Source organism: Verrucomicrobia bacterium S94, assembly GCA_004299845.1.
Classification (GTDB): domain Bacteria; phylum Verrucomicrobiota; class Kiritimatiellia; order Kiritimatiellales; family Pontiellaceae; genus Pontiella.
In genome coordinates this window covers 1,594,790-1,619,558 of record CP036201.1, presented here as the reverse complement: position 1 = coordinate 1,619,558, position 24,769 = coordinate 1,594,790, and the positions used below count along the sequence as shown (strand labels likewise).

Annotated in this window: 23 protein-coding genes and 1 tRNA gene; 15 read left to right on the top strand and 9 right to left on the bottom strand. The window is 51.1% G+C overall.

The window, feature by feature from the left end:
* Positions 1-122 precede the first annotated feature (122 nt).
* The 4 genes from EGM51_06700 to EGM51_06685 all read left to right on the top strand — a co-directional run bounded on the left by EGM51_06700 (position 123) and on the right by EGM51_06685 (position 5,265).
* Positions 123-1,769, top strand: a complete 1,647-nt coding sequence (locus EGM51_06700) for a TolC family protein (protein QBG47097.1) — start codon at positions 123-125, stop codon at positions 1,767-1,769.
* 132 nt (positions 1,770-1,901) lie between these two features.
* Positions 1,902-3,284: an efflux RND transporter periplasmic adaptor subunit gene (locus tag EGM51_06695; GenBank protein ID QBG47096.1), complete on the top strand. Its 1,383-nt coding sequence runs from the start codon at positions 1,902-1,904 to the stop codon at positions 3,282-3,284.
* Positions 3,281-3,982 (top strand): ABC transporter ATP-binding protein, encoded by a 702-nt coding sequence (locus EGM51_06690; protein ID QBG47095.1) that lies wholly within the window; start codon positions 3,281-3,283, stop codon positions 3,980-3,982. Before EGM51_06695 ends, EGM51_06690 begins: the two co-directional genes overlap by 4 nt.
* Positions 3,979-5,265 (top strand): ABC transporter permease, encoded by a 1,287-nt coding sequence (locus EGM51_06685; GenBank protein QBG47094.1) that lies wholly within the window; start codon positions 3,979-3,981, stop codon positions 5,263-5,265. The genes EGM51_06690 and EGM51_06685 overlap by 4 nt, the downstream gene beginning before the upstream one ends.
* Before the next feature lie 30 nt (positions 5,266-5,295).
* Here EGM51_06685 and EGM51_06680 read toward each other — a convergent pair whose 3' ends face one another.
* On the bottom strand, positions 5,296-7,299 hold the full coding sequence (locus EGM51_06680) for a hypothetical protein (GenBank protein ID QBG47093.1): 2,004 nt from the start codon (positions 7,297-7,299) through the stop codon (positions 5,296-5,298).
* Between the two features lie 234 nt (positions 7,300-7,533).
* Between EGM51_06680 and EGM51_06675 the strand changes: the two genes are divergently transcribed.
* The 4 genes from EGM51_06675 to EGM51_06660 all read left to right on the top strand — a co-directional run bounded on the left by EGM51_06675 (position 7,534) and on the right by EGM51_06660 (position 11,278).
* Entirely contained in the window at positions 7,534-8,466 is a 933-nt protein-coding gene (locus EGM51_06675) for a thiamine-monophosphate kinase (GenBank protein QBG47092.1), read from the top strand.
* Between the two features lie 111 nt (positions 8,467-8,577).
* On the top strand, positions 8,578-9,357 hold the full coding sequence (locus EGM51_06670) for a phospholipid carrier-dependent glycosyltransferase (GenBank protein QBG47091.1): 780 nt from the start codon (positions 8,578-8,580) through the stop codon (positions 9,355-9,357).
* Positions 9,342-10,343, top strand: a complete 1,002-nt coding sequence (locus EGM51_06665) for a hypothetical protein (protein QBG47090.1) — start codon at positions 9,342-9,344, stop codon at positions 10,341-10,343. The genes EGM51_06670 and EGM51_06665 overlap by 16 nt, the downstream gene beginning before the upstream one ends.
* 11 nt (positions 10,344-10,354) lie before the next feature.
* A complete protein-coding gene (locus EGM51_06660; GenBank protein QBG47089.1) occupies positions 10,355-11,278 on the top strand; it encodes a methionyl-tRNA formyltransferase in 924 nt (307 codons plus the stop codon).
* 233 nt (positions 11,279-11,511) lie between these two features.
* On the opposite strand, the gene EGM51_06655 is transcribed toward EGM51_06660, so the two are convergent.
* Positions 11,512-11,601, bottom strand: coding sequence for an AURKAIP1/COX24 domain-containing protein (locus tag EGM51_06655; GenBank protein ID QBG47088.1), 90 nt, complete (start codon positions 11,599-11,601; stop codon positions 11,512-11,514).
* Positions 11,602-11,641: 40 nt separating this feature from the next.
* Complete coding sequence (locus EGM51_06650; GenBank protein QBG47087.1) at positions 11,642-12,514, bottom strand: ATP phosphoribosyltransferase; 873 nt, start codon at positions 12,512-12,514, stop codon at positions 11,642-11,644.
* A 156-nt stretch (positions 12,515-12,670) separates the two neighbouring features.
* Between EGM51_06650 and EGM51_06645 the strand changes: the two genes are divergently transcribed.
* From EGM51_06645 to EGM51_06625, 5 genes are all read left to right on the top strand, one after another.
* Positions 12,671-12,746 (top strand) — tRNA-Arg (locus EGM51_06645).
* 550 nt (positions 12,747-13,296) lie between these two features.
* Positions 13,297-14,037 carry a ParA family protein gene (locus tag EGM51_06640; GenBank protein ID QBG47086.1) on the top strand — a complete coding sequence of 247 codons (741 nt, stop codon included), beginning with the start codon at positions 13,297-13,299 and terminating at the stop codon, positions 14,035-14,037.
* A 9-nt stretch (positions 14,038-14,046) separates the two neighbouring features.
* Positions 14,047-14,445 carry a hydroxylase gene (locus EGM51_06635; protein ID QBG47085.1) on the top strand — a complete coding sequence of 133 codons (399 nt, stop codon included), beginning with the start codon at positions 14,047-14,049 and terminating at the stop codon, positions 14,443-14,445.
* Between the two features lie 49 nt (positions 14,446-14,494).
* Positions 14,495-15,178: a hypothetical protein gene (locus tag EGM51_06630; protein ID QBG47084.1), complete on the top strand. Its 684-nt coding sequence runs from the start codon at positions 14,495-14,497 to the stop codon at positions 15,176-15,178.
* 67 nt (positions 15,179-15,245) lie between these two features.
* The gene (locus tag EGM51_06625; protein QBG47083.1) at positions 15,246-15,464 is read left to right on the top strand and encodes a hypothetical protein; all 219 of its coding nucleotides are present in this window, start codon (positions 15,246-15,248) and stop codon (positions 15,462-15,464) included.
* Between the two features lie 139 nt (positions 15,465-15,603).
* Here EGM51_06625 and rnr read toward each other — a convergent pair whose 3' ends face one another.
* A complete protein-coding gene (rnr, locus tag EGM51_06620) occupies positions 15,604-17,838 on the bottom strand; it encodes a ribonuclease R (GenBank protein ID QBG47082.1) in 2,235 nt (744 codons plus the stop codon).
* A 44-nt stretch (positions 17,839-17,882) separates the two neighbouring features.
* Here rnr and glgA point away from each other — a divergent pair, with 44 nt between their 5' ends.
* Both glgA and EGM51_06610 read left to right on the top strand, forming a co-directional pair.
* The gene (glgA, locus tag EGM51_06615) at positions 17,883-19,337 is read left to right on the top strand and encodes a glycogen synthase GlgA (protein QBG47081.1); all 1,455 of its coding nucleotides are present in this window, start codon (positions 17,883-17,885) and stop codon (positions 19,335-19,337) included.
* Positions 19,321-19,749 carry a YraN family protein gene (locus tag EGM51_06610; GenBank protein QBG47080.1) on the top strand — a complete coding sequence of 143 codons (429 nt, stop codon included), beginning with the start codon at positions 19,321-19,323 and terminating at the stop codon, positions 19,747-19,749. The genes glgA and EGM51_06610 overlap by 17 nt, the downstream gene beginning before the upstream one ends.
* 3 nt (positions 19,750-19,752) lie before the next feature.
* Here EGM51_06610 and EGM51_06605 read toward each other — a convergent pair whose 3' ends face one another.
* From EGM51_06605 to EGM51_06585, 5 genes are all read right to left on the bottom strand, one after another.
* Positions 19,753-20,193 carry a superoxide dismutase gene (locus tag EGM51_06605; GenBank protein ID QBG47079.1) on the bottom strand — a complete coding sequence of 147 codons (441 nt, stop codon included), beginning with the start codon at positions 20,191-20,193 and terminating at the stop codon, positions 19,753-19,755.
* 29 nt (positions 20,194-20,222) lie between these two features.
* Positions 20,223-20,846, bottom strand: coding sequence for a uracil phosphoribosyltransferase (locus tag EGM51_06600; protein ID QBG49262.1), 624 nt, complete (start codon positions 20,844-20,846; stop codon positions 20,223-20,225).
* A gap of 80 nt (positions 20,847-20,926) precedes the next feature.
* Positions 20,927-22,552: a ribonuclease Y gene (gene rny / locus EGM51_06595; protein ID QBG47078.1), complete on the bottom strand. Its 1,626-nt coding sequence runs from the start codon at positions 22,550-22,552 to the stop codon at positions 20,927-20,929.
* Between the two features lie 65 nt (positions 22,553-22,617).
* On the bottom strand, positions 22,618-23,187 hold the full coding sequence (locus EGM51_06590; GenBank protein QBG47077.1) for a 5-formyltetrahydrofolate cyclo-ligase: 570 nt from the start codon (positions 23,185-23,187) through the stop codon (positions 22,618-22,620).
* Positions 23,171-24,502 (bottom strand): replication-associated recombination protein A, encoded by a 1,332-nt coding sequence (locus tag EGM51_06585; GenBank protein ID QBG47076.1) that lies wholly within the window; start codon positions 24,500-24,502, stop codon positions 23,171-23,173. Before EGM51_06585 ends, EGM51_06590 begins: the two co-directional genes overlap by 17 nt.
* Positions 24,503-24,769 lie beyond the last annotated feature (267 nt).

The following is a 24,769-nucleotide window of genomic DNA, read 5'->3' as shown; positions in this document are numbered from 1 at the left end:
TTCCTCTTTTCTGAAGATGTGTAGCACAGAATGCCTCTGTTGTGAACCGCCTGTAACAGATTATCCGCGCGATAACTTTTTCGCTTCCGGTGTCCGGGATTTGCGGATAAGAGCGTCTACTATTGTCTATGGGAGCTATGGATTTAAGAACATTCAGGTTGACGGGCGGGGCAGTGTTATTTCTGTTGCTGGCCTCTTGTACAAAAATCGGGAATTATGCGGAGAAGAGGGCGAATAAAGCGGCTTACGGAAATATTGCCGGAGCGCAGCTGTCCGCCTTTGGGGAGACCGATACTTTTTCCATTGGGGAAAAGGAAAACGAACTGCTTCAACAGTTGTTGGAAATGGACCGGAAGCAGGAAGAAGTGCAGTTGATCAGTCTTGCTGATACGATTGCTCTGGCCATGGCCAACAGCCGTTCCTATCAGGCCGCAAAAGAAAACCTTTTCATTGAAGCATTGAACCTGACGGAAACGCAGAAGGACTTCAACTGGGATACCAGTGCGTCCAGTGTTGCGGCCAGTACCGGGATTTCCAAGGAGAACGGTAACGTTGAAACGTTCGGTGAAAACGGGGTGGATGGAAATCTGACGCTGGGTATTTCGCGGACACTGGTTTCCGGAGCGAAGGTTTCGCTGGGATTTACTCATGCGTTTCTGAATGCATTTTCCTCGCCGGACACATCGTCGGAAGGAAATGCCATTTCTTTGAATATTGTTCAGCCCCTTCTGAACGGATTCGGACCGCTTGTGGCGAAAGAGCAGCTCAGGCAGGCTGAGCGGGATATGGTGTATGCTGTGCGGGAGTTCAAACGCTATCAACAGGATTTTGTGATTGATATTGCAGATCAGTATTATTCCGCGCTGGAGACTCGTGATAAATTGATCAACCAGCGGAGGAACTATGAAAGTGCGGTTGCCAACCGTGAGCAGACGGAAGCAATGGCGAAAGCCGGCCGCATTAAGGAGTTTGAGGCTGCGCAGGCAAAACAGAGTGAACTGAATGCGGCGGACAGCCTGACGTTGGCGATCTCGAACTATCAAGCGGCGCTGGACGATTTTCGTTACACACTTGGTATTCCTATTGATCTGAATGTGGAACCTGACCCTCAGGAGTTGACACTGCTGGAGGAGCGCGGTCTGGTTCAGTTTGATATCGATCTGGAAACTGCTCTGGACAGTGCTCTTTCCAACCGGCTGGATCTCATTAATCAGCGTGATGCCGTTGAGGACAGAAAACGTTTGGTGGAAATTGCCCGCCGCGATTTTCTTCCGGATCTGGACGCGAGTTATAATGTGACGGCTGATCCGGGATTTGAAAGCAGTGATCAGGTCAGTCAGGATTTGACGGTGTCGCTGGATATTCCGTTTGACTGGACGGAAAAACGGAATGATTACCGGATTGCACAGATCCGGCTGGACCAGGCGATCAGAAGTCTGGAGGCGGAAGAGGATGATATCCGGCGCGATGTGCGGGACCTGTGGCGTAAACTGGAGCGAAACCGATCCGTGTATAAGAACCGTCTGTTGTCCGTACGGTTGTCTGAACGGCGGGTGGAGAATACCGAGCTTCTGCTTCAACAGGGGAAGGTGCAGACGCGGGATCTGCTGGATGCGCAGGACGATCTGCTGAGTTCCCGGAATGAAGCAACCAGTGCGCTGGTGGATTATACGATTAACCGCCTGCGTTTCTGGGATGCAATTGAACGATTTGAAATTGACCCTAAGGGAATGTGGTATGAGCAATCCAAAGAAGAACCTACTGAGTAAACGCCCGGTACAGATCGGGCTTGTTGTGGCGGTCGCCGTTGTGGCGGTACTGTTGCTGAGTCCGGCAACGGATCCGGATAAAATCGATATGGATGAGGCCAACCTCTGTCGTGTTCAGCAGGGGATCTGGTGGTGAGTATTCTGCAGTCGGGTGAACTGCTTGCAAAACAAAGCCGGGATATTCAGAACGAAGCCTTTCGTGATGCCAAGATTACGAGCATTGTGGACGACGGGGCGTTTGTAACGAACGGACAGCTGCTTTTTGAGCTGGAATCCGCACAGCTGCAGGAACGGTATCTGGACCAGCAGTCCGATGTGGCCGAGGCGGAAGCGAATCTGAAGCTGGCGATCGAAAACCTGGAAATTGCGAAGCTGAAAAATGCCACCGATCTGGAAACGGCCAAAATGAAAGCGGAACTGGCCCGGATGGATTTGAGGAAATACGAAGATGTGGAATATCAGCAGCAGGTGGATAAGGCGCAGTCGGACATTTATCTGGCAGAGCAGGAACTGAAAAAAGCAAGAAACGAACTGGCCGGCACTCAGGAGCTCTATGACAAAGGCTACTCTAACCGCACTGAGCTGGAGGCCGATCTGCTGGGAGTGGAACGGAAGGAAATTGAGGTTAAAAATAAAAAAGCCGATCTCGAAATTCTGAAAAACTACACGCATATCAAACGGAAAATGGAGCTTGAAAATGCGGTATCCAACGCTGTGTCGGCACTGGAACGCATGAAAAAATCCCAGGCAGCGGATATTCAGAGTAAGATCGCCGGCATTGAATCGAAGAAGACCCGCCTGGAGATTGAGCGGAATCAGCTGGCGACGAAGGAAAAGGAATTTGCCAATACCAAAGTGTATGCCGATTTTGACGGTCAGGTATTTTATCCCAAGGAGCGGCATCGGCCGAAAATTGAAAAAGGCGCAACGGTTCAGATGCGGCAGAAAATTCTTTCTTATCCGGACCTTTCGGCCTGGAATCTGAAAGTGGGTGTTCCGGAGGCAATGATCGATAAAGTGTCGGTAGGGCAGCATGCCGTGGCGACTCTGGATGCGCTTCCGGGGCTCGTTCTGGAGGGTAATATTGAAAAAGTGAGTGCCGTGCCGGATTCGCAGAACTGGTTTAATTCGGGCGTAAAGACCTATACGATTATGGTGGATGTCACAACCGAGACTGAAGCGCAGCTCAAGCCGGGGATGTCGGCCACGGTCGAGATTATTACGGATGAGCTTAAAAACGTGCTTTATGTGCCGATTCAGGCTGTGGTTTCGCGCGATGGAAAACATTACGTGTATGTGGTTAAGCGCGGCCGTAAAGAACTGCGTGAAGTTGAAATCGGAAAATTCAATACGCATTCGATAGAGATTGTTTCCGGACTGGAACTCGATGAAGAACTGCTTCTTTATGCTGAAGTGGAACTGGAGGCGGATGCACAGATGAAAAAAAGCCCGCTTGATGCAGAGGATGAAAACGGCGGTGAAACCGTAGAGAAGAAGGCTAAGGAAGAGCAATGAGCGAGGCGATCGTCGAGCTGAAAAACGCCGTTAAGGAATATGTTAACGGCGCATTGCGCGTGACGGCCATGAAGGGGATCAATCTGCGCATTGACCGCGGCGAATATGCCGTCATCATGGGAGCATCCGGTTCGGGAAAATCCACCTGTCTCAATGTACTGGGCTGTCTGGACCGCCTGAGCTCGGGAACCTATCAGCTGGGAGGGCAGGATGTTTCGGATCTTGACGATGATGAACTTTCCGAGATCCGTTCGAAGCGGCTGGGTTTCATTTTTCAGTCGTATAATCTGATTCCGCAGCTCAACGTGCTGGAGAATATCGAGGTGCCGTTGTTTTATCAGGGTGTGCATGAAGCTGAAGCGCGTGTGCAGGCTAAGAAACTGGCAAAAAGGATGGGCCTTGAAAAACGCCTGGGACACAAGCCTATGGAGCTTTCCGGCGGTCAGCAGCAGCGTGTGGCTATTGCCCGGTCGCTCGTGTGCGATCCACTTCTGATGCTTGCGGACGAACCGACCGGTAATCTTGATTCCAAAACCGGTAATGAAATTCTGGAACTGCTGGATGAGCTGCATGCCGAAGGTAAAACCATTGTTATGGTGACGCATGATGATGAGATTGCGCATCGGGCTCAGCGGGTTGTCCGGTTTCTGGATGGAAACATCATTTCCAATGAGTGGAACGGAGCGCCTAAGTCATGAATACCATGCGACCAGAGCGGATGGTGAAACTGGCGGTGAAAAACCTCGGCCAATATAAACTACGTGCCGGACTGACGATGCTGGGGATCATTTTCGGGGTCTGTTCTGTGGTGGCCATGCTCAGTGTGGGTGAGGGAGCCAATCAGGAGATTCAGGAAAAGATTCAGCGGATGGGCAGCCGTAATATTCTGATTAAAAGTGTGAAGGTGCCGAATGAGGAAAACAACAGCGGGGGAACGCGTAATTTTATCGCTTCGTACGGTCTGACCTATGATGATGCGGATGATCTTGCGCGTTTTGTGCCGAACCTTGAAGCTTCCATTCCCATCAAACGGCTGCGGTACGATGTTCAGTTTAAAGAACGCAAACTGCAGACGGATGTCGTGGCGACTGTTCCCGCGTTTATCCGGGTTCAGAACTACCGCATGGTTCGGGGACGGTTTCTCAGTATGGCGGATCAGTCCTTCGGAACACCGGTTTGTGTGATTGGGACCCGTCTGGCCCGAATGCTTTTTGCCGGGTATGATCCTATTGGTCAGACCCTTACTATCGACCGCGATGCCTATACGGTGGTCGGTATTGTAGGTGATATTGCTCAGACCGAGGTGGCTGCCGCACAGAACGAACTCTGGCTTGAGGGTGAAAATCAGAGTGTTTATATCCCGTTGCGGACCTATCAGCAGAAACGGGGCGATCTTTTTGCTCAGTGGTCGGAAGGGGGCAGTACCTTTGAAAAAATTGAACTCTACGAACTGATTCTTTCAATCGATAAGCAGGAACATGTTGTCCGTGCAGTGGATGCCGTGCGCCGGCAGCTTAAAAAAACGCATAAAAAAGAGGATTACAGCATTGTGGTGCCGCTGGAGCTGATCCGTCAGGCCCGTGAAACCCGTAAGCTTTTCAACATTGTCCTTGGTTCGATAGCGGCTATTTCGCTGATCGTCGGCGGTATCGGCATTATGAATATCATGCTGGCAACGGTCAGCGAACGTACGCGGGAAATCGGTATTCGGCGGGCGCTGGGGGCAACCCGGATCGATATTGTGCTACAGTTTCTGATGGAAACGCTGATCCTCTCCATTTCCGGGGGGGTGATCGGTCTGGTCTTCGGGGCTGTTATTCCTCTGGTGATTACGGCCACAACCAGCGTTAAAACCGTTCTGACGTTCCCGGCATTTGCCGTGGCGTTTTCTGTGTCGGTGACGGTGTCAGTGATATTCGGGATCTATCCGGCCCGGCGTGCGGCCTTGATGGATCCGATTGAGGCGCTTCGGCATGAATAAACTGCCGGGTTCCGAGTCTGGAAACAGACATCAGAATTCATTGCCGATGGTCATATAAAAACGGGGGCTGTTGAGTTCGGCGGCCTGACCGATGGAGAGTACGACACGTCCGATCATGGTATCGGCACCGATGCCGATCAGTGCTCCGTATTCAAGATCTTTGATATCTACATCGTCTTTATCGATCCAGACATTTCCGACGTCGAAACGGGCCAGAGCAAAAATGCCGTTTCCGAATGTCGGTGGCAGCCGGCCGAGCCGGTAGCGGTAGCCCAGATTAAGTAAACCGTAGTAATTTCCAAAAAGCTGATAGGGAGCGTAACCGGCAAAGCTGTCCAGGCCGCCGAGAAAAAAGGTGGAATAGAGGGGGAGATCTGTTCCGAAACTGCTTCCGCCGGACAGTGCGGGGGTCAGTGTATGCCGGCCGAAAGTCAGTGGAGCCATGGCTTTGGCTTCGATGCGGTCAAAGGTATGCTCTGATCCGATTTTTGTGTCGGTAAAACATCCGTCCAGTGAGAGTCGATATCCTTTATTGGGGAAATAGTTGTCGTCGAGCTGATCGAGTACGATGCGGGTGGTTAAGCCCACAACCCAGTCGTTCATTTTCCCGAGAGAGACAATGCCGCTCCGGCCCTGATCCCAGACATGTCCTCCGCGAAAGCCGACCCGTATTTCCCCGAATTCAAATGCGGAGATCCCGGCATCCAGATTACCGAAAACACGTTGTTGCTCAACCTCCGCGTAGACATCGTTTTTCTGATAAAGATCAATATCCTCATCAAGCGCGATGAGCTCCGGGGTAATGAAGAAACGGCCGGAATGCGTAAACGGCTGGTACCATTCCACAGCAATTCCGCGCCGTTGGCCGCCGCCTTCAAAATCGAATTTCAGCTCTCCGCCCAGTTGGTTGAGATCGCTTTGTGTATAGTTCAGCAGAAAACTCCAGAGCATGGAGGTGTCGGATGCCAGCTCGAATTTCATGCCGAAATGAAGAAATGCAGGTCCCCAGTATTTTTCATGTGCTTTGTAAATCAGTGCATATCCACCATTTTCACGTTCGAGCTCATAGGTGACTGTCTGGAAATTGCCCATGCCGTAAATACGCCTCAGGTCGTGATTGACCGTTTCCAGATCGAGCGGCCCCTTTTGCGCTTGGATTCTGTATTGAATCAGGTCATCCGAAACCGTGCTGTTCCCTTCGATCCGGATTTCATTAACCGTGATATTTTTTTCATGCTGAGTGCGCTGCCGGGAGAGATAATCGGTGTATTCGGTCTGGCTGACCCCCAGTGCTTTCAACTGTTCCTTTTTCTGTTCGGCGGCGATACGGCCTGCAGGGATGATTTCCGCCGAGCGGTGAAAGTGAGAGGATGAAAAATCTTCAAGATCCGGCTGGATTACAAGGTCGGCCTGCTCAAGCTGTTTTTCCTGTCCGGGGCGCTGCATAATAGTGTAGGTACGTCCAATGACTTCCGGAAGAGACTGATAATTGCTCTGTGCACTCTTCCGTGCTCCGGAGGCACCTACGTCAACAGCGATGATAATATCGGCTCCCATCGATTTTACCACATCGACCGGCATATTGTTGAAAATGCCGCCGTCCACAAAAATACGGTCGCCGATCCGTACCGGCGTGAAAACACCGGGGACCGCCATACTGGCCCGCATGGCCAGTGCGAGGTCACCGTTTTCGAGGACCACGGATTCGCCTTTGCGCAGGTCGGTTGCCACTGCACGATAGGGAATATTCAGGTCGTCAAAATCGATGATGCCGGTACTGTTCAGGGTGAAGGTTTCGAGCACATTATTCAGTTTCTGTCCGTAGGCCATGCCGGGTCGGTATTGGAAGGACCAGTTGTTGAATCCGAGTTCTGTGCCCATATAGCGTTTATCATCTTCTTTTCGCCGGTAGACCAGATACTGATGGGGTGACTGATCCTTGAGGACGTCCCACCAATCGAGCTGAGTGAATGCCTGTTCCATCTCTTCCGGCGACATGCCGGAGGCATACATACCCGCCACAATGGCCCCCATGCTGGTGCCGCCGATGTAGTCGATAGGAATCCGGAGTTTTTCCAGTTCTTGAATTACGCCGACATGGGCAAATCCCAGAGCACCGCCCCCCCCAGCACCAGGCCGATTGTCGGACGGTGGGTTGCGGTCTGGGAGAAGGTGGATAGCGCGATGCAGAGACTTAAAGCGGTCAGAAGTTTTTTAAGCATGTAAAGCTTCTACCAGACTGCTTTCAAAGGTATCGAGTTTTTTTGGATGCGAAAGCTCCGGTGTAACGCTACCTTCTCCGGCATGTCAATATTGAGTGAAATCGGGGAACATGAGGCTATCCGTCGGATTCTGCCTGCGCTTGGAAAAGATCCGGAATTGCGGGTTGGAGCCGGTGATGACTGTGCGGTCTGCCGCCTGCCGGGAGGCGGGCTGGATCAGGTCTTCACCACCGATCCCATCATCGAACAGGTTCATTTCCGTTCTGAGGAGTCTCCGGAAAGGGTGGGTAACAAAGCGGTAGGCCGCGTACTTAGTGATATAGCTGCAATGGGGGGGCGGCCGCAGTGGATACTGGTCAATGTGGTTGCCCCGCCGGCTCTGGAGTTTCAGTATCTGGAGAGAATCTATACCGGAATGACCCGACTCTGCGAGCAGTTCGGTACCCTGATTATCGGCGGCGATATGGCTAAAGGAAGTTCGCTGGAGCTGCACGTTTTCGGTACCGGCCTGCTTCCGGAAAACTCCGCGTTGCTGCGTTCCGGAGCGAAGGCCGGGGATTCGATTTTGGTGACAGGTCCCCTGGGCGGAAGTTTTGAATCGGGAAGACATCTGGATTTTACTCCGCGTGTGGCGGAAGGCTGTTTTTTGCGCGAAAGCGGTCTGGTGCATGCAATGATGGATATCAGCGACGGTCTGGCAACGGATCTTCGGCATATCCTGGCACAGAGCGGAGTCGGAGCGGCGCTGGAAGGGGCGGCGATTCCAAAAACAGGAACGCTGGAGCAGGCCCTGTTCGACGGCGAGGATTTTGAATTGCTGTTGACTTCTGCCGATCCGGATCGGCTTCAGTCCAAATGGCAGGAACAATTCGGAACCTCGTTGCCGGTTATTGGAAAAATCACGGCGGAGCCCGGAACTCTGAAACTGGATGGTCGGATTCTGAAGGCAAAGGCATTCGAGCATTTTGCCGGTGATTAGGATTGATTCCGTACGTTGTTTTCCAATGGCTGGAAACTTGTATTCCCCCGGGTTTCATGGATACTTAGCCGTTCATTTTGCAAAGCGAATTTCGAAAAATACGGAGCAGTAATGGCAGACAACAGGTCGTTTGAATCGACACTTCACGATATCGTTTACAGTATCGACACGGGTACCGGTCTTAAAATCATCCGTGTCTCGCTCTATATTCTTCTTCTGCTTGTAATTGTGATGGTGTTTACCGCTACGCAGTTCCGTGGTCTTAAGTCAGCTGAAGCTATGGATCTGTGCCAGCTGGGCCGGAATATTTCTCTGGAAAACGGTTTGGTCACAAAAAATGTGCGTCCGTTAAGCATGCATATCATGGAGCAGCAGACACCGGATGAAAATCCAATGATTAAACTGCATCCGGATCTGTACAATGCACCGGCTTATCCGGCAGTGCTTTCGCTGGGGTTTAACTTTTTTGAACTGATCGGAGTTGATCCTTTTGAGGTGCCGGAGGGAAATCAGGCGGCATTGCTGCCTGCGGAACAGTGGGTCGTGCTTCCGGTTAATCATCTGTTTTCTATTCTGACGGGGGTGCTGGTTTTTCTGCTGGGCAAGCGTATGTTTTCGCGCGAGATCGGTTTTCTGGGCATGACCATTTACTATTTAAGTAATCTGGTATGGCTCGATTCCGTTTCCGGACTGAATATCTCCATGGCGGTATTTTTCTCGGTGCTGTCCTTCCATCAGATGGTCGTTTCTATGCTGAACAAGCGCGATGGGGATAGGAAGCACCGGTGGATTCTTCCGTTTCTTCTTTCGATTGTTTCCGCTGTCATTGCATTTTACACCCGTTTTATCACCGCAGCCATTGTGCCGGGATCTGTTTGTTTGCATGGCTGATGGCCGGGCGCTTCCGTGGTGGAACGCGCTTTGTATTTATTTTTACCATTCTTTATCTGCTGCTGATTACGCCGTGGTTTGTGCGGAATTACCGGATCTGTGGAAATCCCATGGGCATGGCGGCGTATGCCATGCTGAATGAATCGCCGCGTTTTCCCGATCATTCAGTGGAACGCGATTACCATCCGGAAATCACCGCCGGGCAGATTATCGATACGATGAAGAAAAAATGGGTGCTCAACTATTCCGGCGAGTATGCGGAAGTGATTCCTGGTATGGGCGGCGGTATTCTGATGTCGCTTTTCCTCGTCACTTTCTTCTATCACTTTGTCCGTCCTCAGGTGAATTATCTGCGCTGGGGGCTGGGGCTTTCTTTGTTGCTGATGGTATTTGTTGCCGGCTTTTTTTCGGAATCGTCCATCCGGATGCTTCATCTGTTCTGGCCTTTTGTCATACTTTACGGTCTGGCGTTTTTCTACATTCTGATTGATCGGCTCGATCTGGGCGTACGGCTGTATAATCTGGCACTTAAATGTCTGATCGTCTTTCTGGCATTCATTCCGTTCGGACTTACGTTGATGCCGCCCCATGAAGTTCATCCGTATCCGCCGTACAACACCTACATCATTTCACGAGTTGCCGCGATGCTTAATGAGCGTGAGGTGCTTTGCACTGATATGCCGTGGGCAACGGCCTGGTATGGTGACCGGGTTTCCATTCTGCTTCCGCAGGATCTGGATCAGTTCTACGAAATCAACGACTACAAACAGTATATTTCGGGAATGTATTTTACGACGATCACCAAAAATAAACCGTTTGTAAGAGAACTTCTGGACGGTCCGGAGAAAAGCTGGCTGCCGATCATGAGCGGTCGGACTCCTCCCGATTTTCCGCTTAAACAGGGGGTGTCTCTTCACCGCCAGGATCAGATTTTCCTGTCCGATCGCGACCGCTGGTCGGTTCGGAATGCCGAAACAGCTGAATAGGAGACGGGTTGATGCGTATTGTGTTCATGGGTTCCGCTGCATTGGCGGTTCCTTCGCTTAAAGCTATTCTCAACTCCGGGCAGGATGAGGTGGTTGGTGTGGTCTCCCAGCCCGATAGACCTGCCGGCCGAAAACGGGTTCTGACGCCGTGCCCGCTTAAGGCTTATGCCGATGAACAGTGTTTAAATGTAATGACGCCTGAAAAGATCGGCGATCCAGTAGCGGTAGAGGCTCTGGAAAAAATGAAACCAGACCTGCTGGTTGTAGTGGCCTATGGCCAGTATATTCCTCAGCGTGTAATCCGGCTGGCCCGGTATGAAGCCATCAATGTTCATCCGTCGCTTCTGCCGAAATACCGTGGATCCGCTCCCATCCAATGGGCGATCCTGAATGGCGACAGCGAAACGGGCGTCAGCATCATTTATCTGGCTGAAAAAATGGATGCCGGCGATATTCTGCGGCAGCAAAAATATCCGTTGGACGGCAACGAAACTTCGGCGACTCTTCACGATAAACTGGCCGGAGTCGGTGCTGAACTGCTGCTTGAAGCGATAAACGACATTCGTACCGGAGCAGTCAGGCGGACCGTTCAGAATGAAGCGGAAGCGGTTGAAGTCCGGAAGCTTACGAAAGATGATGGGAAAATAGACTGGTCACTGTCCGCTTCCGAAATTCGGAACCGAATCCGGGCATTCGATCCCTGGCCCGGCAGTTTCTGCACGCTGCCGAACGGGGACCCGCTGAAAGTATGGCGGGCTGATTTGGAGGAGGGGGGCGGAGGAGAGCCCGGCACGTTGCTCGATAATCATCTGCTGGTGCAAACCGGAGAGAATGCGCTGCGACTTAAGGAAGTTCAGCCTCCCGGAAAAAAGCGTATGCCTGCGGCATCTTTTTTGAACGGGTTTCTCTTGGAAAAAGGCCGGATTCTAACTTAATCTCGCCGTTTTTATGACAGACCGAAAAATTAGTATTTCATACATTCGAATGTATAGTTTAAGTGATCAGCATTTGAATCAGCATTATTTATAATTTCATACATTTAAATGTGTGAAAACTGTTCGATAAAAAAATCTCTGGAAACCGCATCCTCCGTAGGATTTCCAGAGATTTGAAACAAAGCAAGGCCGGGAATGTTCCCAGCCTTGAAATGGATCTAAGCTGTTAAGGCTTATTTCTTTTTATGACGATCTGCACGTCTGCGTTTGCGACGTTTGTGATTCGACATTTTTTTCTTACGCCATTTTTTGATGGTACCCATGATTTCTCCTGATTCGTTCTAAAAAGGGCAAGTAAATTACTTACGCCACAACTTTATTCAAGCTAATTTCGATAATTCCTTCAGCACCGTTGGTTTTCAGTTCCGGAATGATTTCGCGGACGACGGATTCGTCAACAACCGTTTCGACAGCGTACCAGCCATCGTCTGTCAGTTTATTAACGGTCGGGGAGTGGAGCGCCGGAAGCAGTTTTTTAACTGCTTCGAGGTTCTTTTCTTCCACGTTGAGTTTAAGGAGAACCTTATCCGCGGCATCGAGGGCGGCTTTGAGCAGAAGAGCGATCTTTTCGAGTTTTTCTTTTTTCCATTCGTCAGCCCAGGCTTCCTTTGAGCAGAAGAATTTGGTGTAGGACTCCATGATGGTGTCGATGATTTTCAGGTTGTTAGCCCGAAGGGAGGAGCCGGTTTCGGTGATGTCGACAATGGCGTCGACGAAATCAGGCACCTTAACTTCGGTGGCTCCCCAGGAAAACTCAACTTCAGCTTTAACGCCGTTTTCTTTGAGGTAGTGTTCAACAATGCCGACACCTTCGGTAGCTATTTTTTTGCCTTCGAGATCTTTTACGGAGGCGATATCAGAATCGTTTGGAACAGCGAGAACCCAGCGGACGGGGCGTTTGCTTTGCTTGGAGTAGACGAGGGAGCAGAGTTCAACCACGTCGGAACCGTTGGCAGCGATCCAGTCCAGCCCGGTAATGCCGGCGTCGAGCATGCCATGTTCGACATAGCGGCTCATTTCCTGCGAACGCAGAATGCGGATTTCAATTTCGTCGTCGTCAATCGACGGGAAATAAGAACGTGATCCGCCCTTAATTGTGAATCCGGCTTTTTTGAAAAGCGCATACGTCGATTCCTGCAAGCTGCCTTTGGGCAGTCCGATTACCAGTTTTTTCATAAATCCTTTTCCTTTGTTGGTTTGGGAAAGCGGGGAATATAGAGGAACAAATCCGGGCGTCCAATACCTGATTGCGAAAAATTTCCAGAGATTGGAAGAAGGGTGAAACCCCTTGAGGTCTGTCTGCAAAATCAGTATTTCTAAAACCTGCAAAGCGCACTCTTGGCCTAATGGATAAGGCAACTGGCTTCGAACCAGTCGATTGGGGGTTCGACTCCCTCAGAGTGCGCCATTTTTTTCATGGTAATGGAGTATCACCGGTTTCCGTTGGAAAACAGGGGGTATCTTCCGGTTTCTTTGATGTGCTGAATGGTATGCATAAAGGAGTATGTGGTACGTATAAGTGCATCGCAGTATTCCGCTGTACCACAATCTTCTGCTCACGGTCTGTCTCCCGCCGTTACCGAAAAGTTTGAATTAAGGGCGGCAGACTGTCCGTGCTTGAACCCCGGTCTGGCACAGGTTTATACTGTATCGTATGTCCATTGGCCGCAGATCCGGAGTCTAAAGAAAAGGAGCATTCCGTCCCTGTATTGTTGTAAAGCTGCTGTCTGGCGGTTTAATGATTATTCGGTTCAGCGTGAAGCATGATCGGTTTTGTGAAAAGGCATCCTTTGCGCGGGAAAAAGGCCGGTTGCTGGCGGAGCGTGCCGGGCGCTTGTGGTCACGCGGTATCGGTTGCCGTTGAAGCCTCCTGAATGAAATGAAAATAGGGATGGGCGGATTTTGTAAATTCGGGGATGGGCCGAACATTTGAAGCCGTACTTAAAGGAATAAACAGTATGAAGATTCTGGCGTGTTACAGCAATAAAGGGGGGGTAGGCAAAACGGCTGCGGCGGTGAATCTGGCCTATGCGGCGGCGCTGGGCGGAAAACGGGTGCTGTTGTGCGACCTTGATCCGCAGGGGGCGTCGGGATTTTATTTCCGGGTGAAACCGTCGAAAAAACTGAGGGATGAACGCTTCTTCGAGGATGTGGAGCGGTTTACCAAGGCGATTCGGGCAAGCGATTTTGAACATCTGGATCTGCTTCCGGCCAATCGTGATTTTCGTGATTTTGATATTTTTCTTTCGCGGATGAAGCACAGCCGGTCGCGGCTGAAGAAGGCGCTGAAAGCAGCAGATAATGAATATGATCTGCTGTTGCTGGACTGTCCGCCGAATATTTCGAGACTGTCGGAAAATGTTTTCAGGGTGGCGGACCGTATTGTTGTTCCGGTCATTCCGACGACGCTTTCAGAACGGACGCTGGATCAGCTCTATGAGTTTTTTGATGAGGAGGGGTTCCGGAAGAAAAAAATCATTCCGGTATTTTCGATGGTGCAGAAAAGCAAAAAGCTGCATGCGGAGTCGATGGAACGCATGCGGGTAACGTATAAGCGTTTTCTACAGCATACGATTCCGTTTTCGAGCGATATTGAAAAAATGGGTATATACCGTGCTCCGGCGCTTTCATATGCTGGACAGCGTTCGGCGGCCTGGGCCTATGAAGCCATCTGGCACGAAATTGAACATTTGATTTAGGGCGAAGCGATGCGGAAGCAGTATGGTGCGATTCCTTTTTTATATGATAAGGGGCGGCTTAAAGTGGTGATGATTACCAGTGCCCGCGGGTACTGGATTTTTCCAAAAGGCCGGTTCGAGGAAAAGCTGGGGAAGTATGGAACGGCTGCGCTGGAGGCGCTGGAAGAGGCGGGTGTTGAAGGATGTGTGGAAAAGAAGCATGCTTTCCGGGCCAAGGTGCTGATTAACAGCGGAGAGCTGGTCCGGCTTACCCTTTTTGCATTAAAAGTGGATGTTATGCACGATAACTGGGATGAGGATTACCGCAGAAAACGCCGCGTGGTTTCCGTTGAGGAGGCGAAAGCGCTGATCACATCGGATGGTTTGCGGGATTGTCTCGAACAGTTTGAAATGGAATTTGGTGGGTGACTGGTCTTAATCCTGCTTTAAATAACTGTTTTTAGAGAGCGAGGTATTGATGAAAATTCTGAGTATGATTCTGGTGCTGGGTATGGCTGCGGGTGCCGTATTCGGAGAGGAGAATGTCGTTGAACTGACCGCATCAAAAGATGGGTTTTTTCGCAGTAATTACCGGTCCCAAAACAGCGGAGGATCGAAGTTTCTGCTCTTAAGTGCGTTGCCGGGGGTGACTTCGCTGGTCGGATTTGATCTGAGCGATGTGACCAACGAGGTTGTGTCTGCTGAGTTTTCATTCCGTATTCAGGAAGATCAGAACGAGCCGCTTTCTCTCACCATTGCAACGATGGCCCTGAATGAAAACAATGGACTTTGGGTTGAGGGCGATGGTGACCTCGGTGTTCAGGGTCGGAATGCAAAGGTGGGGGAAGCGACGTTTCAGTGGCGCAGTTTCCGCGATGAAGACTGGGTGAATGCAGACGGTCGTTCGGTGAAGAATCTGATGGATTCCAGACTGTGGAATGAGATAGAGCATCTTTCGGATATAGAGTGGAAGGCCGGAGAGATCATCCGTGTCAGGCTTGATCCCGCTTTGCTGGAAACGGTCCGGAATATGGAAGTGCCGATCATTACTTTTGGCCTTTGGGGAACAAAAGGAGATGCGGTTTATAAGATTGATTCCAAGGAGTCGGGAAATCCGGCCGAATTGACGCTAACAATTGTTCCGACCGAAGATTCCAAGTAAAAGATGCCGTAAATATTTATTGGCATTAAACCTGCTTTAATTCTCCTGTCATCAATGGGAGAAAAAGATGAACAAAAATGCTGCACCAATGGGAGAGGTGGAAAGCGGTTCCGGTGAACTTGATTTCCACGAAATGCTGGATCAACAGATTCTCGAATACCGTAAGGTTGTAGGGTATCGCCGTCTGGAAATGTCGATTGTTGAAGGGCGGGTAGTTACCTGGCCTGAAGCTGAGCGGGAGGTTTCGGCGGAGTTGTCTGAAAGGTCCGGTCAGGTTGCTGCATAATTCCGGCACTGAACTTCCTGCACAAGAAAAACACCGGACCGGCTTCGGTCGGTTAGGGTGAGCAGGAATCAGCGCCGAATTTTCTGTGCCCTGAATGGGCAGCAAAACCATGCAGCGGTTCACTGAGCCGGGAGCAGGCTTATCGCCGCCGTCGGCGGCGTTTAATTTTCTGACGGGGTTTCCCGGTTCGCAGATCCGGTTCAATTTTCGGCCGGCGCTCCCGACGGGGCGGGCGGGCGACCTGATCAGCGAGTACAAAATCGATAAAGCCGCGGGCGGTATCGACTTTGGCCAGAACGACCTCTACCTGCTGTCCGATGGTATAGACGGTTTTCCCGCTTTTTGTCTGAGCCTGGGTCATCTCATTGTTGGCTTCGATCCAGTCGGATGTGATGGATGCAAAAGTGATCATACCGCGTTGCAGCGAATCGGGCAGTTCGACAATCATGCCTTTGCCTTTAATCGCCACGATATACCCTTTGAAGGTTTGCGTTTGTGATGAATTCATCAGCTGGTTGTAATATTCGAGCCGTTTTTTCTCCGTACTTTTCTTTTCCAGCTCGTCGGCCTTTTTCTCGGTTTCGGTACAGTGCAGAGCGATTTCCGCAATCTGTTCTCCGGAGATGGGAAACTGTTTTCCCTGTTCTACGGCTTTCAGGAGCCGGTGCACCAGCAGATCCGGATAGCGACGGATCGGAGAGGTGAAGTGGGTGTAATCCTCAAAGGCCAGGCCGAAATGACCGATCTGTGTATTTGAATATTGAGCACGCTTGAAGTTGCGCAGAATGGCCCGGTTGGCGGTGTATTCGACCGGTGTTCCGGCGGCCATTTTAATGGCTTTATTGATGTCGGCGCGCGTCTGCGGTAGCATGGGTATTCCCAGTGCCTGAAGCTCCATGCCCATGGCGGCCCACTGTTCCTCATCCGGTTCTTCATGTACGCGGTAGATGGCGGGGTGCTCGGCTTTGATCAGGGTTTCGGCTACGGCCCGGTTTGCCAGCAGCATGCAGTCTTCAACCAGTCCGTATGCCTGTTTCGATTCCGAACGCGGCATCATTTTTTCAACTTTTCCCTGTTCATTGAGTTTAATTTCAATTTCGGGTGTATTGATTTCCACCGAGCCGTGGGCAATACGTCGCGCACGGACGTTTTGTATCAGCGGCCAGAGGTTTTCCAGCCGCTGGACAATCTGTTCGGGTATGCCGTGGTCCGGTTTTCCGTCAATGAACTTCTGCACCTGCGTGTAGGTCATCCGGCATTTCGAATGAATTACCGAAGGATAGGTTTTGTAGTCCAGCATTTCACCGTCGTTACTTAAATGAATTTCAACAGTGTGTGAAAGATGATCGTTTTCAGGATTGAGGCTGCATACCTTGGTCGTCAGTTCTTTGGGCAGCATCATGACGGCGCGATCGACGAGATAGATGGAGTTGCCGCGAAGATAGGCCTCTTTATCGATTTTCGAGCCGGGCGTGACGTAGGTAGAAACATCGGCGATGTGTACGCCGAGAATCCAGCCGCCATCCGGGTGCGGTTCGATAGAAACTGCATCGTCGTAATCCTTTGCGGTTTCGGGGTCGATGGTGAATGTGACGGCATCGCGCAGATCGGTGCGGCCTTCCATTTTTGCGGGGGTCACTTCGCCGGAAAGACGGTTGGCTTCGTCGATGACCTCCTGAGGGAAATCCTCGCGGATTCCGGCTTCGCGCAGCAGGCTGTCCACATCAACGCCTGGATCATTCATATTTCCGAGATCTTCGATAATTTCACCGCTGAGCGGCTGATAGGGATCGTTCCATTCGTTGAGCTTCACCAGTACCTTGTGATTTTCCGGAATCTGCTGTGTATCTTCAATCCGGACATCATGCCGGAAACCCGGAGCATCAGGAATGACATAGGAATAGTAGGGCGTATGTTTCAGCAGACCGACGGTAGTCCCGGAGTGACGTTTAATTACAGATACCACGCGGCCTTCGGCACGTAAGTCGGTCTGGCCGCGGCGTTCGCGCTGACGGGCCGCATATTCAGAGTGAAAGACCTCAATGGCCACTTTATCGTCGGGCAGGGCCACGCCCTGGTTCCGGTCGGAGATATAGATCTCGGATTCATTTTCATTATCCGGGATGAAAATTGCGCCGCCTTTGGCCATTATTTTAAGGGTTCCGATCATTTGGTTTCCGGCATCAGGAAGTCCCCAGCGGTTTTTACGGAGTTTGACAATTTTACCCTCGTCAGCAAGACGGTAGAGGTCGTGCCGGAAATCCACGCGCTGTCCTTTTGAAACAATATGGAGTGCCCGCGCCAGTTCGTGCTGTTTCATCGGACGGTAACCGGGAGCGGCCATAAATTGAAGAATTTGGGTATCGAAGCTCATTGGGGGTTCCTCTATTGTGTCACGGAATTTACTTATAGGTTTGCATGAAGGTAATTTTTGTTAGTAGTGAGATAGTACCATTCGCATCGACGGGGGGTCTAGGAGATGTTTTGGCGGCTTTACCCATGGCTCTGATGGAGCAGGAGGTGGAGGTGATACGCTTCCTTCCGCTTTATCAGTCGATTGACCGCGAAAAGTTCGGCATCAGACCCTGCAATTATGATATCCATATTCCGCTGGGCAACAGCTGGTTCCACGGCACGGTCTGGAAAAATATATGGAAGGGTGTGACGACCATCTTTATCCAGAGTGATGCTTTTTTTGAGCGGCCGGGTATTTACGGTGTGCCGAATCATGGTTACGGCGATAATTTCGAGCGTTTTCTGTTTTTCCAGAAAGCGGTGGTGAAACTGATTGATGAATGGCAGCTGAAGCCCGACATTGTTCACTGCAATGACTGGCAGGCGGGTCTGGTTCCACTGCTGCTGTATCACGGCATCGATGGAAACTTCCGTAACGGCCGAGAAAAAACACTGATGACCATTCATAATCTGGCACATCAGGGCTGGGCTCCGGCGGAGAAGTTTTATATGACGCAACTGCCGGAAAGCTGCTATACGATGGATACGCTGGAATTTTACGGTGAGATTAACATGCTTAAGGGTGGACTCGTTGCGGCCAGCGCGATTAATGCGGTCAGTCCGACGTATGCCGAGGAGGTGAAAACCGCAGAGTTCGGCTGCAGACTCAACGGGGTGCTTTATCACCGGCGGAATGTGCTGCACGGGATTCTGAACGGCATCGATTATAAACGATGGAATCCGGAAACCGATACGCATATTCCGGCAAACTATTCCGTGAACGATCTCTCGGGAAAGGCCGAGTGCAAAGCTGCACTGCAGAAAGTCTGCGGGTTTAATGTGGATCCGGATATTCCGCTGCTCGGTATGATCTCGCGCATGGTTCCGCAGAAAGGGATCGACCTGCTGTTTGATGCCATACAGCCGATTGTGGAAAGCGGTGCGCAGCTGGTGATTCTCGGCACCGGCGATGAGCATTATGAAGTCGCCTGCAGAAACTGGGCGGAACGCTGGCCTGAAAATGTGTGTGCCTGGATTGAATTTTCCAATACCAAAGCGCATCGGATTGAAGCCGGCGCGGACATTTTTCTAATGCCGTCCGAATTTGAGCCGTGCGGGCAGAATCAGCTCTATTCCATGCGTTACGGAACCATCCCTGTTGTACGTGCGGTCGGGGGACTGGAGGATTCCGTAATCGATTATTCGGAAAAGGGAGGAACCGGTTTCAAGTTCCGGGAGTATTCAGCTGAAGCTTTTTCCCAATGTCTGGAGCGCGCTCTGAACATCTTTAAAAATTCCAGTCGCTGGAAAACGCTGATGAAACGCGCTATGCGGCAGGATTTTTCCGTTACGCACATGGCCAACGATTATATTACACTCTATAAAAAAATCATCACCTACAATGCGGAAGTGGATTGAAAGGCTGTTTCGGCATAAAACTGAAACCGCCCATCTGCAGGCCGGAAAGTGGGGCGAAAAACAGGCTGTGCGTTTTCTGAAAGCCAGAAAGTGGAAAATCATCGGTAAACGGGTCCGTTCGGGAAAACACGATGAACTTGATATCATCGCCGATGATGGGAACGCGCTGGTTTTTGTCGAAGTCAAAACCCGGAAAAATGAAGATTTCGGCCGGCCGTTTTCCGCTGTTAACAAAGAGAAGCGCAGGCGTTTATCCCGAGCCGCAGTAAATTACCTGAAAAAGAAAAACGCCAAACCCGATTACATCCGGTTTGACGTTATTGAAGTGATCGGCCGGCCCGGAGGAGATCCTGAGATCCGGCATATTGAAAATGCCTTTCCTCTGGACCCGGCCTATTCACTCTGGTGGTAGCACTCAGTGCTGGTGTTTTTCGCCGAAGTAGGTGTGTTCCAGTGTGTGAATGGCTTCACTCAGTTTCTGGGCGTTGGCTACGTCGGTGGTTTGTTTGCATTTCATTGAATAGACGATAATACGGTGAAGTATTTTCAGGTTTTCTTCGTAGTGGTCCATGCCTTCTTTGATGCGCTGGGCAAGGAAGTAGTCTGAAACAATTTCCATAATTTCATCGGCATGCTTTTCTTTATTCATGATCCAGCGCGTGGTCTGGTTGGCATTCTGACCGGCTTCGATCTGCTTCATGGCTTTGGTGATGGTGGTGACGTGTTCATACATCATTTTAACACGCATTTCATCATCATAAATGCCGCAGGGAACCTGGCAGTGTGCCATGACCGATGCGGTAGTAATGGCTCCGAACAGGACCATAATAGTCAGATATTTGGCTGTTTTTTTCATGGGTTTACTCCTTCGTTTGGGGTTATCGCTTAAAGGGTGTTGAAAATTCGGTCGCCGGCATCACCGAGGCCGGGAAGAATATAGGCATTTTCGTTCAGACATTCATCGATGGCACAGGCGAAAATGGAAACATCCGGATGAGCTTTCTGAACTTTTTCAATACCTTCCGGAGAGGCGATGGTGCAGAGCATGGAAACATTTTCCGCGCCCCAGTTTTTTACCATATTCACCGCTTCGACTGCGGAACCGCCGGTGGCCAGCATGGGATCAAGAACAAATGCGATTTCGGGAGGATGGTCCGAAAATTTCTGATAATATTCAACCGGTTTCAGCGTCGATTCATCGCGGTAAAACCCCAGATGCCAGACTTCGGCCTGAGGAATCAGTTCCTGAACCGCTTCGCACATCCCGAGACCGGCGCGCAGAATCGGAACGAGCCCGATACGGGTTTGTATATGTTTACAGGTTGTGGTGCATAACGGCGTTTCCACAGAAACCTCCTCAACAGGTAATGTTGCGGTGGCTTCGTAGGCCAGTAGCAGGGTCAGCCGGCGGATCTGGTCCCGGAAAATATAGGTGGGGGTATTTTTATCCCGCAGCATCGCCATATGGTGTTTTACCAGGGGGTGCTTCAGCTCAACAACTCTGCTCATCATAAACTCCGTTTCATCGATTTATCGACGGCCCGATGGTATGGGATTTAAACCCCTGACCGGGCCGTTTGATCTTATTTTTATTTTGCGTATTCAACGCATCGTGTTTCGCGGATTACCGTCACGCGAACTGTTCCGGGGATTTTAACTTCCTTACCGATCTGCTTGGCAATATTTTTCGCGAGCAATGAGGCTCCGTGGTCATTGAACTTTTCGGGCTCGACCATAATACGTATTTCACGTCCCGCCTGAACGGCATAACTGCTTTTAACACCGGCATACTGATTGCAAATCAGCTCGATTTTTTCCAGTCGTTCAATATAGATGTCCGTGGTTTCCATACGGGCGCCGGGACGGGCGGCGGTCAGCGCATCGGCGGCATCGCAAAGTACCCCATAGATATTGTGGACATCAAGGCCTTCGTGCTGTGAAGCGACGGCTTCCCAAACCACCTGTTCTTCGCCGTATTTCCGCAGAATTTTCGCGCCGATTTCCGCGTGGCCACCTTCCATTTCATGATCCAGCGCTTTGCCGATGTCGTGAAAAATACCGCAACGTTTGGCGATTTTCGGATCCAGTCCGAGGTCGGCGGCCATCATGGCAATCAGGTGTGCGGCTTCCACGGAATGATCCAGGACGTTCTGATTATAGCTGGTCCGGAATTTAAGCTTGCCGAGAATATGCACCAGTTCCGGAGCGACGCCGGAAATACCCAGACCGAACAGGGCTTCCTCGCCGGCGCGGCGGATGGTGTCGTCGATCTCTTCTTTAACTTTTTCCACGGTTTCCTCAATACGGGCAGGATGAATACGACCGTCTTCAATCAGGCGTTCCAAAGCCACACGCGCAATTTCACGGCGGATCGGGTCATAGCACGAGAGCACAACAACTTCCGGGGTTTCATCAATGAGAACATTGACTCCGGTTTCGGCTTCAAATGATTTAATATTTCGGCCTTCCTTGCCGATGATGCGTCCTTTTATATCATCGCTTTCCAGGCTGACCTGGCTGGTGGTCACATCATTGACCGTTTCGGCAGAATAACGCTGGATAGCGGTCACCACAATTTCGCGGGCCCGTTTCCGGGCTTCTTCTTTGGCCTCTTTCTGGTAACGCCGGATCAGGCTGTCGGCTTCCGCCTGCAGTTCCTCCTCCATGCGGGCCATAATAATTTTCCGTGCCTCCTCACGGGACAGGCTGGCAACATCCTCGATCCGGCGGGTTTCTTCGCGGATCAACCGGTTCAGTTCGCTTTCCTTCGCCCGTAATGCATCTTTCTGCTCGCTGATCTCCGCCATCCGTCCGGTCAGCTGAAGCTCCTTATTATTAAGCATCTCCAGTTTGCTGGTCAGATTTTTTTCCCGATTGACGACCCTTTTTTCCAGATCAAGAATATCGGTCCTTTGCTTGGCAAACTCCCGCTGGGAGTTTTCGCGTGCACGAAGGATGGCATCTTTCGCCTGCACCTTGGCCTCGCGGCGTACGACTTCGGCTTCCTTCTGAGCTTCGTTCAGAATCGCCTTGGCCTGTTTGCTCGCGGCAATGGCATTGGTTTTAGTAATATAGGCATGAAAGAAGAACCCCAGCACCAGAAAGCCGATGCTCAGGATAAATTCAAAACCTGTGTAACTTGCAAATTCCACGGTAACCTCCGTTTCACGATAGACCGCACTCCATGGAAAACCCGATGCATTCAATGGCACCATACGGGCAGCACGATCCCCTTGTCTTTATGTGGGAAGGCAGAGTAACCTGAGCAGGCGGATTTTGTCTAATGTTCGTTTGGCACTTTCCCGCATTTTGTTTCGGTCACAACGAAATCGACCGGCTGATCATGAGGATCAACCGGAACGGTTTCCAGCCATTGGAAATCAAAACAGACGCCGACCGTCGAACCGGAAAAAACGGAAAGCATGCGGTCATAATATCCTCCGCCTCGGCCGAGCCGGTTTCCGGCGAGGTCGAATGCAACGCCGGGGACAATTATCAGATTAATGGCGGAAAGCGGAAGCCGTTCCGGAGAAACCGGCTCCGGTATACCGTAATTCCCGGTTCTGAACTGTGTCGAACTTGAAATCTCCGCCATTTCATACACGCGGCTGTTTGCATTAAAAACAGGAATCGCCGTTCGTTTACCCAGCGACCAGCAGTGCTCAAAAAGCGGCTCCAGATTTACCTCGCCGCCAATAGCCTTATACAGCGCTACGGTTTTTGAGGTTTTAAAAATATCCAAAGACCGGAACTGCCGAATCAATGACGCACTGGCCGTTTTCAGCCATTCGGCATCGAGCGCCGCACGTTTTTTTCCGACCTGTCTACGGAGTTCATGCTTGGTGGTCATGGTTTTTACGCCTCAGAGTGTTCCAGTATTCGATGCGCTTACGGATAGTGTCTTCGTAGCCCTGCCGGGTCGGTTCATAGTAAATTTTATCGGTAGGCACATATTCCTGATCGACGAAGTGGTTTTCGCCGTTGTGAGCATATTGATATTTTACGTCGCCCTTATCCGGTTTTGGCCCGCTCTGCAGGTGCTTCGGGACGGGGAGGGTACGACCGTTTTCGACGTCGTGCAGGGCGGCATTCACGGCGGTATAGGCGGCATTGCTTTTGGGCGCACAGGCCAGATAGGTCGTGCATTGGGCGAGGGTGATGCGCGCTTCGGGCATGCCGATAAACTCCACGGCCTGCATACAGGATACAGCCAGTGTGATGCCGCGCGGGTCGGCATTGCCGATATCCTCGGAGGCCAGAATAATCAGGCGCCGGGCAATAAACCGCGGATCTTCGCCGGCGTAGAGCATTTTGGCCAGCCAGTAGACCGCCGCATTGGGATCGGAACCGCGCACACTTTTTATGAAAGCCGAAATCGTATCGTAGTGCTCATCTTCGTCGTGATCGTAGTTGACCGCCTTTTTCTGAACGGATTCCTCGATCTCATGTTTGGTCAGATGAACGATTCCGTCATCTCCCGGCGGGGTGGTCAGCGCGGCAATTTCCAGTGCGTTCAGCGATCGGCGGGCATCGCCTTCGCAGACGGAGGCCAGATGCTGCAGGGCTTCATCGTTGGCCGTAACCAGACCGTTAAGTCCCTGAGGGGCCTCAAGCGCACGCGTTAAAACCTTTAAGATCGATTCTACGGAAAGCGGCCGGAGTTGAAAGATCTGCGATCGTGAGTTGAGCGGAGTGTTGATGAAAAAGAACGGATTATGCGTAGTGGCGCCGATCATAATGATGTCGCCGTTTTCCACATAGGGCAGGAGTACATCCTGCTGCGATTTATTGAAGCGGTGGATTTCGTCGATAAACAGGATGGTGTCCTGCCCGTTCATTTTCTTCCAATGACTGGAAGCCTCAAGAATTTTCCGGAGGATGGATACATTGGCCAGTACGCCGCTGGTCCGCTCGAACCGGCGGTTGGTGGTTTTGGCGATGACTTCCGCAAGCGTGGTTTTTCCGCATCCGGGCGGGCCGTAAAGAATAATAGAGCTGATCCGGTCGGCCTCAATTGCTCGGCGAAGCAGTTTGTCATCGGCCAGGATATGTTCCTGTCCGACAATATCCTCAAGTTTCTGCGGACGCATGCGTGCGGCCAGCGGTGCGGTGCCCGCCCCGGCTTTCGGTTTCGGTTTTTCAGATGGATTATTGAAAAGATCCATGAAGTAAAGCTACAGGATGCAGGAATGAGGTTGCAAGAGGTGGTATGTCCCGAATCAGAAGAAAAAACAGAAGTAAGGGAAAGGAACCCCGCGTTGGCCGTCTACTAGGAGAACCTCTATCACCGTGGTAATAGATGTGGGCGCGAATCAATCCGGATTCCAGAACCACCACTTATTCAGCGGCATGTAGGCACCGGGCCGAAAGTTAAGCTCCCTTTAATGTATCATTGGGTAAGAGGAGTTACCTATTACTCGAACCACGTAGGG